Source organism: Streptomyces sp. NPDC088817 (assembly GCF_044750345.1).
Lineage (GTDB): Bacteria > Actinomycetota > Actinomycetes > Streptomycetales > Streptomycetaceae > Streptomyces.
Genome location: NZ_JBIVJN010000017.1, coordinates 169,729 through 182,006, shown reverse-complemented (window position 1 = coordinate 182,006; position 12,278 = coordinate 169,729). Strand labels below are relative to the sequence as shown.

13 protein-coding genes and 1 pseudogene are annotated in these 12,278 nt (G+C 71.7%); 9 read left to right on the top strand and 5 right to left on the bottom strand.

What is annotated here, in order from left to right:
- The first annotated feature begins 212 nt into the window (after positions 1–212).
- A complete protein-coding gene (gene rox, locus ACIP4X_RS28255; protein WP_401351206.1) occupies positions 213–1,649 on the top strand; it encodes a rifampin monooxygenase in 1,437 nt (478 codons plus the stop codon).
- Here rox and ACIP4X_RS28250 read toward each other — a convergent pair.
- The gene (locus ACIP4X_RS28250) at positions 1,642–2,163 is read right to left on the bottom strand and encodes a CGNR zinc finger domain-containing protein (RefSeq protein ID WP_401351204.1); all 522 of its coding nucleotides are present in this window, start codon (positions 2,161–2,163) and stop codon (positions 1,642–1,644) included. The two genes, rox and ACIP4X_RS28250, sit on opposite strands and share 8 nt — an antisense overlap.
- A gap of 102 nt (positions 2,164–2,265) precedes the next feature.
- Between ACIP4X_RS28250 and ACIP4X_RS28245 the strand changes: the two genes are divergently transcribed.
- The 3 genes from ACIP4X_RS28245 to ACIP4X_RS28235 are packed head-to-tail and all read left to right on the top strand — an operon-like array spanning position 2,266 to position 5,210.
- Positions 2,266–2,919, top strand: a complete 654-nt coding sequence (locus tag ACIP4X_RS28245) for a TetR/AcrR family transcriptional regulator (RefSeq protein WP_358730197.1) — start codon at positions 2,266–2,268, stop codon at positions 2,917–2,919.
- Positions 2,916–4,283, top strand: coding sequence for an MFS transporter (locus ACIP4X_RS28240; protein WP_391457546.1), 1,368 nt, complete (start codon positions 2,916–2,918; stop codon positions 4,281–4,283). Before ACIP4X_RS28245 ends, ACIP4X_RS28240 begins: the two co-directional genes overlap by 4 nt.
- A gap of 57 nt (positions 4,284–4,340) precedes the next feature.
- Positions 4,341–5,210: an alpha/beta hydrolase gene (locus ACIP4X_RS28235; RefSeq protein WP_358730199.1), complete on the top strand. Its 870-nt coding sequence runs from the start codon at positions 4,341–4,343 to the stop codon at positions 5,208–5,210.
- Here ACIP4X_RS28235 and ACIP4X_RS28230 read toward each other — a convergent pair.
- Positions 5,130–6,177: pseudogene (locus ACIP4X_RS28230) on the bottom strand (GlxA family transcriptional regulator). The gene ACIP4X_RS28235 and the pseudogene ACIP4X_RS28230 overlap by 81 nt on opposite strands.
- A gap of 134 nt (positions 6,178–6,311) precedes the next feature.
- Here ACIP4X_RS28230 and ACIP4X_RS28225 point away from each other — a divergent pair.
- The 3 genes from ACIP4X_RS28225 (at position 6,312) to ACIP4X_RS28215 (ending at position 8,851) form a co-directional block, all read left to right on the top strand.
- The gene (locus tag ACIP4X_RS28225; RefSeq protein ID WP_358730201.1) at positions 6,312–6,950 is read left to right on the top strand and encodes an HD domain-containing protein; all 639 of its coding nucleotides are present in this window, start codon (positions 6,312–6,314) and stop codon (positions 6,948–6,950) included.
- A 166-nt stretch (positions 6,951–7,116) separates the two neighbouring features.
- A complete protein-coding gene (locus ACIP4X_RS28220) occupies positions 7,117–7,587 on the top strand; it encodes a TrkA C-terminal domain-containing protein (protein WP_358730202.1) in 471 nt (156 codons plus the stop codon).
- Between the two features lie 4 nt (positions 7,588–7,591).
- Positions 7,592–8,851, top strand: coding sequence for a cation:proton antiporter (locus ACIP4X_RS28215; protein ID WP_401351201.1), 1,260 nt, complete (start codon positions 7,592–7,594; stop codon positions 8,849–8,851).
- A gap of 5 nt (positions 8,852–8,856) precedes the next feature.
- Here the strand turns inward: ACIP4X_RS28215 and ACIP4X_RS28210 are convergent, their stop codons facing one another.
- The 3 genes from ACIP4X_RS28210 to ACIP4X_RS28200 all read right to left on the bottom strand — a co-directional run bounded on the left by ACIP4X_RS28210 (position 8,857) and on the right by ACIP4X_RS28200 (position 11,079).
- Complete coding sequence (locus tag ACIP4X_RS28210; protein WP_358730204.1) at positions 8,857–9,147, bottom strand: DUF3040 domain-containing protein; 291 nt, start codon at positions 9,145–9,147, stop codon at positions 8,857–8,859.
- 393 nt (positions 9,148–9,540) lie between these two features.
- On the bottom strand, positions 9,541–10,356 hold the full coding sequence (locus ACIP4X_RS28205; RefSeq protein ID WP_358730205.1) for an alpha/beta fold hydrolase: 816 nt from the start codon (positions 10,354–10,356) through the stop codon (positions 9,541–9,543).
- A gap of 405 nt (positions 10,357–10,761) precedes the next feature.
- Entirely contained in the window at positions 10,762–11,079 is a 318-nt protein-coding gene (locus ACIP4X_RS28200; protein WP_358730206.1) for a hypothetical protein, read from the bottom strand.
- Between the two features lie 368 nt (positions 11,080–11,447).
- On the opposite strand from ACIP4X_RS28200, the gene ACIP4X_RS28195 reads away from it, so the two are divergent.
- Both ACIP4X_RS28195 and ACIP4X_RS28190 read left to right on the top strand, forming a co-directional pair.
- Positions 11,448–11,726: a hypothetical protein gene (locus ACIP4X_RS28195; RefSeq protein ID WP_358730207.1), complete on the top strand. Its 279-nt coding sequence runs from the start codon at positions 11,448–11,450 to the stop codon at positions 11,724–11,726.
- 140 nt (positions 11,727–11,866) lie between these two features.
- Positions 11,867–12,139: a hypothetical protein gene (locus ACIP4X_RS28190; RefSeq protein WP_358730208.1), complete on the top strand. Its 273-nt coding sequence runs from the start codon at positions 11,867–11,869 to the stop codon at positions 12,137–12,139.
- The last annotated feature ends 139 nt before the right edge of the window (positions 12,140–12,278 follow it).

The following is a 12,278-nucleotide window of genomic DNA, read 5'->3' as shown; positions in this document are numbered from 1 at the left end:
AGCACCCGCTCCTTGCCACTCTCAACTTATAGCGCACCGGGGGCCTTGCGGCAAGGCCCGGGTCGTGCTGCAGAATCTCCGCTCGAAGCCAGAACCTGCGGAAACAAGTCATTCACGAAATGTGCGCGCTTTGACTTGTTCGTGTGCGCGCGCCGCCGGACCACGCTCAGTGGACGGCCGGCGAAACCCTCTCTCCTCGAACGGGCGTTTTGATGATGGACGTGATCGTGGTCGGCGGCGGACCGACCGGCTTGATGCTCGCCGGCGAGTTGCGGCTGCACGGCGTGCACGTGGTCGTGCTGGAGAAGCTGACCGAGCCGACCGGGCAGTCCCGCGGACGCGGTCTGCACGCGCGCAGCGTCGAGATGATGGACCAGCGCGGTCTGCTGGACCGGTTCCTCGCGGTCAGTGAGAAGTTCCAGGCCGGCGGTCTCTTCGGCGGCATCGTCAAGCCGTGGCCGGACCGGCTGGACACCGCACATCCCTACGGTCTCGCCACCCCGCAGCCGGTCACCGAGCGGCTGCTCGAGGATCGCGCCCTTGAACTCGGTGCCGAGATCCGGCGCGGCCGCGAAGTGGTGGGCCTGAGCCAGGACGGCGACGCGGTGACCGTCGAACTGGCGGACGGCACGCGCCTGCGCTCGCGCTACCTCGTCGGCTGCGACGGCGGCCGCAGCACCGTGCGCAAACTGCTCGGCGTCGGCTTCCCCGGCGAACCCGCCAGGATCGAGACCCTGCTGGGCGACATGGAGGTGACCGAGGATCCGGCGACGGTCGCCGCCGTCGTCACCGAGGTCCGCAGGACCCAACTGCGGTTCGGCGCCATCCCCGACGTGGACGGGCGCGAGGGGGTGTACCGCATCATCGTGCCCGCCGACGGGATGGCCGAGGACCGTACGACTCCGCCGACGCTCGAAGAGTTCAAGGAGCGGCTGCAGGCCGTCGCGGGCACCGACTTCGGAGCGCACTCGCCGCGCTGGCTGTCCCGGTTCGGCGACGCCACCCGGCAGGCCGAGCGCTACCGCGTGGGCCGGGTGCTGCTGGCCGGCGACGCGGCGCACATCCATCCGCCGACCGGCGGGCAGGGTCTCAACCTCGGCGTGCAGGACGCGTTCAACCTGGGCTGGAAGCTGGCCGCCGGAGTCAACGGCTGGGCACCGGAAGGGCTGTTGGACAGCTATCACACCGAACGGCACCCGGTGGGCGCCCAGGTGCTGGACAACACCCGCGCGCAGATCACGCTGCTCGGCACCGATCCGGGCGCGACCGCGCTGCGGGAACTGTTCTCGAAGCTGATGGACTTCGAGGAGGTGAACCGGTACGTCACTGGGATCATCACCGCCGTGGAGGTCCGCTACGACATCGGCGACGGCCACGAACTGCTCGGCCGGCGGCTGCGGGACGTGCGGCTGAAGCGAGGACGCCTCTACGAGCTGATGCGTGGCGGACGCGGGCTGCTGCTCGACCGGACGGGCCGGCTCTCGGCGGCGGGCTGGGTGGACCGGGTCGACCATGTCGCCGACGTCAGCGAGGAGTTGGACGTGCCCGCCGTACTGCTGCGACCTGACGGCCATGTGGCATGGGTCGGCGAGGACCAGCGGGATCTGCTCGGCCGCCTCCGCAAGTGGTTCGGCGCACCCCTCAGTTGAGCGGTCCCACCGCGTCGCGGGTGCGCTGGTAGTGGCGCCGCGCCTTCATGCGATTGCCGCAGACGGCCATCGAACACCAGCGGGCCTTGTTGGTCTTGCTGCGGTCGATGAGGAAGCGCCGGCACTCGGGGTTGGCGCACGGCCGCAGCCGCCCGGGCATCGTCTGCTGAACCGTGCTCCACGCCAGCACCGCTTCCACCGCCATCCGGCGCTCCGGAGGGGTGTCCAGCTCCCACGACACCCCCTCGGGCGTCACGTCCGGCCGGGAGGTGACGCTCTTCAGGAGTGGGGCCAGCGTCGTGGCGGACCGGGCGCCGCGCACCACGTCCTGGAGGGCGTCGCGTGCCTGGACGAGGCCGCGCAGCTCCTCCTCCGTTCCGTTGCCGCCGTGGGCCCGCTGCCAGGACCTGGCCGCTTCCGGGTCCGCCAGCTCGTCCCGGACGACACCGCTGACCACCGGCGTGCTGTTGAGGAGGTCCAGCAGCGCGTCCTGCCGCTCCCGCTCGCTCGCCATCGGACCTCCCTGACCGAATGGGCTCGCTTGACAGGTTACAGCGCCGCGATCGTCGGCAGGAGCGAGTAGACAGTGTCTACTCGGCACTGGTAGACACTGTCTATGACTGAGGAGAGCTCTCTTCGGGAGCGGTTGATCGATGCCGGTGTGGACCTCGTGCTCACTGAGGGCTCCGCGTCCGTGGGCCTGCGGGAAACGGCACGCCGAGCCGGGGTGTCGCACGGGGCGCCGCGCCGGTACTTCCCCACCCACCACGCGCTGCTGTCCGCCATCGCCCACCGCGGCTTCGAGGACCTCGGGGCCCGGTTCGAGGCCGCGGTCGCCGAAGCGGCCACACCTCGCGCCCAGTTGGAGGCCGTCGCGCGGGCGTACGTCGGGTACGCGCTGGAGCGCCGCGGCATGTTCGAGCTGATGTTCCGGCACGACCTGCTCGACAGCGAGCCGCAGGCGCCGGGCCGGTCGCGGCTGCGCCGGACGACCCTCCCGCTGTTCGAGCACATCACCCGACTCGTCGCCCGATGCCGAGCGGAGCGGGACGCCGCGCACGAGGGCAGTGGGTCCGACGCCGCACCGCCGCCTGCCGTGACCGCCGCCGCGCTGTGGTCGAACCTGCACGGGATGGCCCAGTTGTGGGCCTGGGGAAGCCTCCAACTCGCCCTCGGCGCCCCACCCCCGGACGGCGGTCCCGACGACGATCAGCGCGACCGGCTCATCGCCGCCGTCGTGGCCGCCCACCTCGGTCCGGTGACCTCATGACCGCCCCCGCCCAGCGGAGGCTCGCGCTTCTGGTCAGCGCGGCCGGCGCGGTGATCGTCGCACTGGACGGCACCATCCTGCTCGTGGCGCAGCCCAGCCTCCAGCGCGATCTCGGCGCGAGCATCGTGCAGACCCAGTGGACGAGCACCGGCTATCTGGTCGCGGTGGCCGCGTTACTCGTGATCGCCGGGCGCCTCGGCGACCGGTACGGACATCCGCGCCTGCTGCTCGTCGGCGTCCTCGGCTTCGGGGCCGCCTCGGCCGGGATCGCGCTCGCGCCCAACGTCGGCTGGGTGACGGCGCTCCGTGTGGCGCAGGGCGGGTTCGGCGCGCTGCTGCAACCCGCGACGCTCGCGCTGCTGCGGCAGGCGTACCCGCCGGAACGGCTCGGCACGGCGATCGCCGTCCGGACCAGTGCGATCGCGGTCGCGGCGGGGTCGGGGCCGATCCTCGGCGGTCTGCTCGTGGCGCACCTGGGCTGGCGTGCCGTGTTCTGGCTCAACGTGCCGGTCGCGTTCGTCATCGCCGCCTTCGTCCTCGCCCTGCGCACTCCCGTACCCGAGCGCGCCGACTCCTCGCGCCTCCATCTCACCGGCGCGGGCTTGCTCGCCCTCGCGCTCGCGGTCCTGGTGCACGCCCTGGTCGCAGTGCCCGCGCGAGGATGGACCGCGACGCCCACGCTGCTCGAACTCCTCGCCGTAGCAGGCGTATTGGCGGTACTCGCCCGGCTCGAACGGCGCACCACGCACCCGATCGTCCCGCCGGCCGTGGCGCGGTCCGTACCCGTGACGGCCTCGATGGCCGTCCTGCTGGTCACGTCCGCGGGCCTGTTCGGCGCGTTGTTCAGGGCCACGTTCTACCTCCAGGACACGCTTCGCCTCGACCCGCTCACCTGCGGTCTGCGCGTCCTTCCGCTGACCGTGCTCATGGTCCTCGGCGCGCCCGCCGCGAGCGCGGCGCTGCGCCGCCACGGTGCGCGCCGCACCGCGATCGCGGGCACCGCCCTGGTCGTCGTCGGCATCGCCGTGCTGTCGCGGCTCGACGCGGACAGCTCGTGGATCGTCATGGGCGCGGCCTTCGCCGTCATCGGCGCCGGATTCGCCACGGTGATGGTCACCGCCACCGGAACCGTGGTCGGCGACGCGCCGCCGGGGTACGCGGGAGTCGTCGGCGGCCTCAAGCAGACCGCCATGAACATCGGGCCGACCCTCGGCATCGCCGTCGCGGCGGGCGCTACCGGATCCGCCGTCTCCACGATGAGTTCCGCCCTGCTGGTCCTGGCCGCACTCACCGCCCTCGGTCTGCTCCCCGCAGCGCGGCTGCCCAGTCGTGCTTTAACCAGTAAAAGCGTCTTGACTGGTTAGAAGGGAGGTGCTCGACTGGAAGGGCGGCGTTCGAAACCCGAGAGAGGAGTGAGAGGCATGGTCCACGCAGTCCACCACCGCACGGCCACCGTCGACGGTCTCGACGTCTTCCACCGGGAGGCCGGCGACCCCCAGGCGCCCGTGGTCGTACTCCTGCACGGCTTCCCGACCAGCTCGCACATGTTCCGTCACCTGATCCCGGCGCTCGCGGACCGGTACCGCGTGATTGCCCCCGACCACATCGGCTTCGGCCAGTCGGCCATGCCCTCCCCGCAGGACTTCCCGTACACCTTCGACGCCCTCACCGAGATCACCTCCGGGCTGCTCCAGCAGTTGGGCGTCGACCGGTTCGCGATGTATGTGCAGGACTACGGCGCCCCCATCGGCTGGCGTCTCGCCCTTCAGGCGCCGGAGCGCGTCACCGCGATCATCACCCAGAGCGGCAACGCCTACGACGAGGGTTTCGTCAAGCCCTTCTGGGACGGCCTCTTCGCCTACGCCGAGGCACCCGGGCCCGACACCGAAGGCCCCGTGCGAGGCGCCCTGGCCCCCGAGGTCACACGCTGGCAGTACCTCAACGGGGTGGCCGATCCCACCCTGGTCAGCCCCGACAACTGGGTCCACGACCAGGCCCTGCTCGACCGGCCGGGCAACGACGAGATCCAGCTGAGTCTCTTCCGCGACTATCCCACCAACGTGGACCTCTACCCCCGGGTCCAGCGCTACTTCCGGGACTCCCAGGTGCCGCTGCTGGCGGTCTGGGGAGCCAACGACGAGATCTTCGGCCCCGAGGGTGCCACGGCGTTCGGCCAGGACCTGCCCGATGCCGAGATCCATCTGATCGAGTCAGGGCACTTCGCTCTGGAAAGCCACCTCGACACCATCACCGAGCACATCCGCGACTTCCTCGCCCGCGTCCTCGCCTGACGCGGACGGCCGCTCCGTGCGGGTGGTGGCGAAGCGCCTCCGGTAGTGGCTCGGCGTCGTGCCCAGACGGCGGGCGAAGGCGCGTCGGAGCGTCTCGTCCGAGCCGAGCCCGCTGTGCCGCGCGGCCGAGGTCACGCTGTGGCCGTCGAGCAGCAACTGCTGGGCACGGTCGAGGCGGACCCGCTCCACCCAGCGTGCGGGAGTGGTGCCCAGTTCGGCGCGGAACAGCCGGGCCAGGTGCCGAGGGCTGACGGCCGCGGACGCGGCCATCGCGGGCAGGCTGTGGTCGGCGGCCGGATCGGAGAGCACCGACGCGATCAGCGGCCGGAGCAGGTCACCGCGGGGCGGCGGGGTCGTGATGGCGGTGGAGAACTGCGACTGCCCGCCCGGACGTTGCATGAAGACCACCAGCTCGCGCGCGACGCTCCTCGCCACGTCGGCGCCGTGGTCGTCCTCCACCAGCGCGAGCGTCAGATCGATGCCCGCGCTGATGCCCGCCGAGGTGACGTACCGCCCGTCGCGGATGTGCATGGCGTCCGGCTCGACGCGTACGCGCGGGTAGCGGCGGGCGAGAGCGGCCGCGTGCCGCCAGTGCGTCGTCGCGCGACGGCCGTCCAGCAGGCCCAGTTCGGCCAGCACGAAGGCGCCGGTGCACACCGAGGCGACCCGTCGCGCCCGCTCGGTGAGCACGCGGACCGAGGCCAGCAGCTCCTCCTCCACCGGCTGCCGCGCCAGCCGGTCACCCCCGGCCACCACGACCGTGTCGACCGGACCCGCCTCGGCCGCCCGGACCGTACCGCTCAGCGCGGGCCCGGCAGAGGTCGTGACCGTCCCGCCCCGAGGGGAGAGCCAGTACCAGCTCATAGCCGGGAGCGAGCCGGCCCGCCTGATGGAGAACCTCCGAGGGACCACTGACATCGAGCATGGTCACGCCCTCGAACACGATGAAGCCGACCCGATGTGTCATGTCCGAATCCGTGGTTTTCCTGGCAGCAGGGACATGGCCCAGCCTATGCCGTCCAGTGAACGCTGGAGACATCCGGAGACATCCGGAGGCATCCGGAGCCGCATCACCGATCGGACGAGGAAGGCAGAAGAACCATGAGCGAAGTGATCGCAGGAGTGGAGATCCCGGACACCACCCTGGTGCGGGAGGCGACCGAACTGGTCCGCGACGTCGCCCCGCCGCTCCTCTTCCACCATTCCCGGCGGGTCTTCCTGTGGGGGTCGCTGCGCGGCCGGGAGCAGCGGCTCGGCTTCGACCCCGAACTGCTCTACGTGGGCGCGATGTTCCACGACCTCGGGCTTACGAAGCGTGTGCGCCGCACCGACCAGCGCTTCGAGATCGACGGCGCCGACGAGGCCCGCCGCTTCCTGCACGCCCACGGAATCGCCGGCGAGCCCGCCGACCGTGTCTGGACGAGCATCGCCCTGCACACCACACCCGAGATCCCGCTGCACATGGCACCCGAGATCGCCCTGGTGACCCGCGGCGTCGAACTGGACGTCCTGGGAATCGGCTACCACGCGGTCTCCGACGAGGAGCGCACGGCGGTCGTCGCGGCGCACCCGCGCCCGGACTTCAAGAACCGGATCCTCGCCGCCTTCACCGAGGGCATCGAGGAACGCCCCGACACGACCTTCGGGAACATCAAGGCCGACGTACTGGCCCACTACGTGCCCGGCTTCCGGCGCACCGACTTCGTCGAGGCCGTCAAGGACTCCGACTGGCCCGAGTGACCGGGTCCCGCTCCCGCCGGATTCCCCCTCCCGCTCTCCGAATGAGACGGAGCCGACACCGTCCGCATTCCATCCGACCGGCTCCAGTCGATAGGGTGCCGTTAAGGATTGGCAAAGAAACAGCCAAGTCGGACGACCAGGGAGAACAACCGTGGGCGCTGCGCGCATGAGTGGTACGCCGTTGCCGGGAATAGGGGTCCGCTACGACCTCACCACGCGAGAACAGCGCCGTCTGTCCGTGGTCGCACACCGGGACGGAGCACGGACCCTGAGCGCGTACCGTGAGGACGACCCCGACGCCTGCGCCCTCTCCGTGCGGCTGACCGCCGGGGAGGCTGCGGCCGTCATCGACGCGCTCATGCCGTCCCATCACAGCCCCAACCTGCTGTCGACGACCGAGCTGGGACTGGTGGCGGAGCGCATCGAACTGTCGGCCACCTCGTACTGGAACGGCCGGCTGCTGGGGGAGACCCGGATGCGCACCGAGACCGGTGTGTCGATCGTGGCGGTGCTGCGGAGGGCCGAGGCGATCCCGTCCCCCGGGCCCGACCTCCGGCTGGCGGGCGGGGACACCCTGATCGTGATCGGCACGCGCGAGGGCGCCGACGCCGCCGCGACGATACTCGGACGGGACTGATCGCGTGCACTCGTCCGCTGTCTTTCTGATCGAGTTCGGCGCGATCATCCTCGGCCTGGGGCTGCTGGGCCGGTTCGCCGGGCGCTTCCAGTTCTCGCCCATCCCCCTGTACCTGCTGGCCGGACTCGCCTTCGGCCAGGGCGGACTGCTCCCGCTGGACACCAGTGAGGAGTTCGTCGCCATCGGCGCCGAGATCGGCGTCATCCTGCTGCTGCTCATGCTGGGCCTCGAGTACACCGCCAGTGACCTGGTCTCCAACCTCAAGACCCAGTACCCGGCCGGGCTCGTCGACGCCACGCTCAACGCCCTGCCGGGCGCCGCCATGGCGCTGCTGCTCGGCTGGGGACCGGCCGCGGCCGTCGTCCTGGCCGGGGTGACCTGGATCTCCTCGTCCGGTGTGATCGCCAAGGTCCTGGGCGATCTGGGACGGCTGGGCAACCGGGAGACGCCGGTGATCCTCAGCATCCTGGTCCTCGAGGACCTGTCCATGGCCGTGTACCTGCCGATCATCACCGCCCTGCTGGCCGGCGCGGGGCTGGCGGCGGGCAGCATGACGCTGGCCATCGCCCTCGGCGTGGCCGCGCTGGTGCTGCTGGTGGCGGTGCGGTTCGGCCGGCACATCTCGCGCTTCGTCTCCAACGACGACCCCGAGAAGCTGCTGCTGGTCGTGCTCGGCCTGACCCTGCTGGTCGCGGGGCTCGCCCAGCAGCTGCAGGTCTCGGCCGCCGTGGGCGCGTTCCTGGTCGGCATCGCCCTGTCCGGCGAGGTGGCGGAGGGCGCGCACAACCTCCTGGCCCCGTTGCGCGACCTGTTCGCGGCGGTGTTCTTCGTGTTCTTCGGACTGCACACCGACCCGCAGTCCATTCCGCCGGTGCTGCTGCCCGCGCTCGCCCTGGCCGTCGTCACCGCGCTGACCAAGATCGCCACCGGCTACTGGGCCGCCAAGCGGGCCGGTGTCTCCGTCAAGGGCCGCTGGCGCGCGGGCGGCACGCTGGTCGCCCGGGGCGAGTTCTCCATCGTCATCGCCGGGCTCGCGGTCACGGCCGGGATCGAACCCGACCTCGGCCCGCTGGCCACGGCGTACGTGCTGATCCTCGTCATCATCGGCCCGCTCACCGCCCGCTACACCGAACCGGTGGCCCGACGCCTGACAGGCCTGCTCGGCAAGCCCGCCCCGGCCGGCGGCGCACCGGCCGGCGGCTGGGCGCCGGAGACCGGGCCGCAGGAGACGGTGGCCGATCAGGACACGGTCGGCCGGTCGTGAGCCGGTCAGGAACGAGGCGGCCGAGCCCGCTGTCCGCGCGGACAGCGTCGGGGGTCGCACAGTTCAGCGGCCATCCCGGCCAGCACCATGCCGGTGACGATGAGCAGTCCGTGGGCCATCGTGATGCCGGTGCCCAGCACCAGCAGGGCGAAGGTGAGTGACAGCCAGGCCCCGGTGCGCCGGTACTCGCGTGGCGGGCAGGGGCGTCCGGCGCGGAGGGCGCGGGCGAACCGGGGATCGTCCCGGTACACGTGAGCCGCGATCTCGCCGAGCAGCTTGTCATCGGTTCCGGGCATGGCGTGCTCCTCTCGGCACGCGGCGGCGGGCGGGGGCCACGGCACGGCGGCACGGGCCGTGCGGTCGGAAGCCCACACCCCGCGACCGGGCAGGCCGCGGCGGCACTGCCGCCATCGGTGCCGGGCTCCTCTCGTGACTCGACTGGATTCGACGGACCCGCGGTTTCCCCCGCTCGGGGGCACCGCGGGGCCCGTACCGGGGCCCGAGCACGCGGCAACGGCAGGCCACACGCCGGTACGACCGTCGAAAGGGGGTTGCCACCACCCTCACCCGCGGCCGGGATGCGCCGCCATCGGGTCCGGCACCCATTTACGGGCGGACCCGATGCCCAGGGACGGCACGGAATGGGTGCCGGACCCGATGGGCCAGGGCGGGCGGCAGGCCGTGGCGGCTCAGGCCGCGGCCAGGGGCTCGGCGTCGTGCGCGTCGTGGAGCACCCGGCAGACCTCACCGACGACCCTGCCGTGCATCGGCAGCGACACATGGCCGACGGCCCGCACGGGGACGTTGCGTATCCGAAGGTCGGGGTGGACCAGCCGGGCGCTGGCGGCGGGGACGATCAGCTCGTCGAGGTCGCTGTGGAACGCCACGAAGCGGGTCCCGCAGCCGGGAGCGGGCCCGGTGAGCTCCGTGAGCACGTCGCTGCCCGGGCGCAGCTGCCGGATCGCCCGTAGCGGCAGAGGCAGCGCCGCGGCCAGCGTGCCGGTGTGGGGGGCGCCCAGGGTGACCAGTGTGTGCACACGGGCGTCGCCGCCCATGCGCTGCACGTAGTAGCGGCCGACCACGCCGCCGAGACTGTGGCCTATGACGTGGACGCGCTCGTGCCCGCTGCCCTCGCAGACCCGTTCCACCTGGTCCGCGAGCAGGCGGGCGGCGCCGCGGACGTCGTTGTTCAGCCAGTTGTAGTTCAGCACGGCGACCCGGCGAAAGCCCGCCTGCCGCAGGCCGCGCCGCATGACGTGGAAGATCGCGCGGTTGCTGCACAGACCGTGCACCAGCAGGACCGGGGTGTCGGCGGAGAGGGCCGGCGGGGCCACGGTGCCGTCCGAAGGCGCCACCGCCCAGGACCGGGGACCGCGGCGTTCGCGGCCCTCGCCCACGCCGGACGGGTACAGGGCCAGCGCCGCGACGATCGCGGCCACCTCGACGGCGGCGCCGAACACGGCTCCGGTCAGCGCGCGGACGGAGAGCGGGCTTACGCGAATCATGGGGCGACTCCTCACGCCGCCAGGGGCACGCGCTGCCGGAACCACGCGGCGGAACACGCCTCGCCGCACGGAGAAGGCTCCGCTTTGAGCCCGCGCCCGAAGGCCGCCGCCGAACGGAAACCGGCGGACACGCCGTCCGCTCGAACGGATTGCGGGGACGTTATGCCGAAGTTTCCGCTGGCAGCAATGGTTTGGTGGCCGACCTCACACGCGGATTACGAGCGGCAACCGGACGACTGCGGCGAGGGCATCGTTTCGGCGGCTGTCGGGGGCGCCGCACGCGGCCGAAGGGCCGAAGACCGTGCGCACGGTCTCCGGCCCTTCGGTGAACGGCCACTGGGGCTGTGACGGCGGTGGCGGAGGATGCGGTTCGCCTCCGCGTCACGGCACCGCTTCAGGGGTGGGTCAGCGGCGGCCGGGGAAGTGGTGCCGGTCGCCGTACCAGCCGTGGTGCCGGTACCACGGCCGGTTGTTGTACCAGCCGTGGTGCCAGGACCGGTACCGGTCACGGTCGCCGTAGTGGCCGCGGCGGCCGTCGTGGTCGCGGTCGTGGTCGCGGTCGTGGTCGATCCTGAAGAGGTCCGCCCGCTGGCTCTGCGGGAGGTTCCTCGCGCCGTCGTGGTCCGAGTCGGCCGCCAGGGCCGGCAGGGCGGCCGCGCCCACGAGGGCGCCCGAAGCCACGCAGGTGGCGATCAGGCGGAGCGCCGTACGAGAAACAGACATGAATCCCCTCACGGTCATGCACACCCGCCCTGGTTGGCCGGGCGTGCGATCCGAATTCCCGGCTTGGTGCCGAGACGCCACACTGTGGCCCTCCACGACGACAGCAGACCGCCGAACCGATTCGTGTTACGAAACGCGGATATATCCGTAACTCTCCCTTGTACGGAGCATCGATCCGGGGAGTGCGTGGACCACCTGGCTGTTTCGCCGCCGCTCCTCCCGCGAATGGCGGAAGGCCTTCCGTAACAACGGCGCGACCCCTGTCGGGACACGTTTCGGGCGGCGGGGGACGCGGCCGTTGCGGCCCTTACGAAAGGGTAGATATCGGGTGTCAGTCCGAAGGGTGAACCCGTCCTGGAGGTGAGCCGATGACCGCGGCGACCATGCGTGCGGCGCGCTTCTCCCGCGCCGGCCGCCGACTCGGCGTGCACGCGGGCGCCATTCTCGGCTACCTCAACCACGCCGTCCTCGGCCACGACGGCTACACCCGCCGCCACCTCACCCAGCTCATGCGCCTGCTGGCCTCGGGCCGACTCGACCTGTCCCGGTCGGTCTCCGACGTACTTCCGCTGGAAGAGGTGGTGCGGGGTGTGGAACGGCTGCGCGCGAAGGAAGGCAACCCGGTCCGCCTCGTGGTCAGGCCGTAGCCGGGACCGCGCCACGGAGGGCGACGGAGCGCTTCCACGTCGGTGACTTCGTACATCCGCACGCAAGGGACAATCGCCGCGGTCATCAACGTGGTGGTCAACTCGCTGATCACCTGGCTGAGTCATCCGGACGCCTCGACGTGACGGACGCGGCGCCCGGAGCGGGACGTGTGCTGTCCCGGCTGCCCGCACGCTGGTGGGCCTTCGGCCTGCTGGTGGGAGTCACGGTGGCCGTCGTGGCCGTCCTCGTGCTGTGGCTGCTCGGTGTGCTGGGCTGGTCCGGCCTTCCGCTGCCGGGGTTCGTGGCGTTCATGGCCGTGTACACCGGCCTGTTCGGGTACGTCATGACGCGCTGGGTGATCCTTCGCCGGCTGTCGGAGCGGCGGGCGGGAGCGGCGGCCGCGGGCGGTTGAGTTCACTCGTCGTTCAGGCCGGTGTCGGCCGTTGGCCGTGTTCGCGCCCTCGCCGGGTTCCGGAGTGGCGCCCTACCATGCGAGTGCGGACGTGAGCGGCATATGGGGGAGGCACGCTTGTTCGGCAGCTCGCGTGAAA

What these genes read in the sequence shown, in the direction of transcription:
- ACIP4X_RS28240 (WP_391457546.1), top strand. Translation starts at nt 2,916, where the DNA reads ATGACCGCCCCCGCCCAGCGGAGGCTCGCGCTTCTGGTCAGCGCGGCC.
- ACIP4X_RS28195 (WP_358730207.1), top strand. Translation starts at nt 11,448, where the DNA reads ATGACCGCGGCGACCATGCGTGCGGCGCGCTTCTCCCGCGCCGGCCGC.
- ACIP4X_RS28210 (WP_358730204.1), bottom strand. Translation starts at nt 9,147, where the DNA reads ATGCCCGGAACCGATGACAAGCTGCTCGGCGAGATCGCGGCTCACGTG.
- ACIP4X_RS28245 (WP_358730197.1), top strand. Translation starts at nt 2,266, where the DNA reads ATGACTGAGGAGAGCTCTCTTCGGGAGCGGTTGATCGATGCCGGTGTG.
- rox (WP_401351206.1), top strand. Translation starts at nt 213, where the DNA reads ATGATGGACGTGATCGTGGTCGGCGGCGGACCGACCGGCTTGATGCTC.
- ACIP4X_RS28205 (WP_358730205.1), bottom strand. Translation starts at nt 10,356, where the DNA reads ATGATTCGCGTAAGCCCGCTCTCCGTCCGCGCGCTGACCGGAGCCGTG.
- ACIP4X_RS28235 (WP_358730199.1), top strand. Translation starts at nt 4,341, where the DNA reads ATGGTCCACGCAGTCCACCACCGCACGGCCACCGTCGACGGTCTCGAC.
- ACIP4X_RS28250 (WP_401351204.1), bottom strand. Translation starts at nt 2,163, where the DNA reads ATGGCGAGCGAGCGGGAGCGGCAGGACGCGCTGCTGGACCTCCTCAAC.
- ACIP4X_RS28220 (WP_358730202.1), top strand. Translation starts at nt 7,117, where the DNA reads ATGAGTGGTACGCCGTTGCCGGGAATAGGGGTCCGCTACGACCTCACC.
- ACIP4X_RS28225 (WP_358730201.1), top strand. Translation starts at nt 6,312, where the DNA reads ATGAGCGAAGTGATCGCAGGAGTGGAGATCCCGGACACCACCCTGGTG.
- ACIP4X_RS28200 (WP_358730206.1), bottom strand. Translation starts at nt 11,079, where the DNA reads ATGTCTGTTTCTCGTACGGCGCTCCGCCTGATCGCCACCTGCGTGGCT.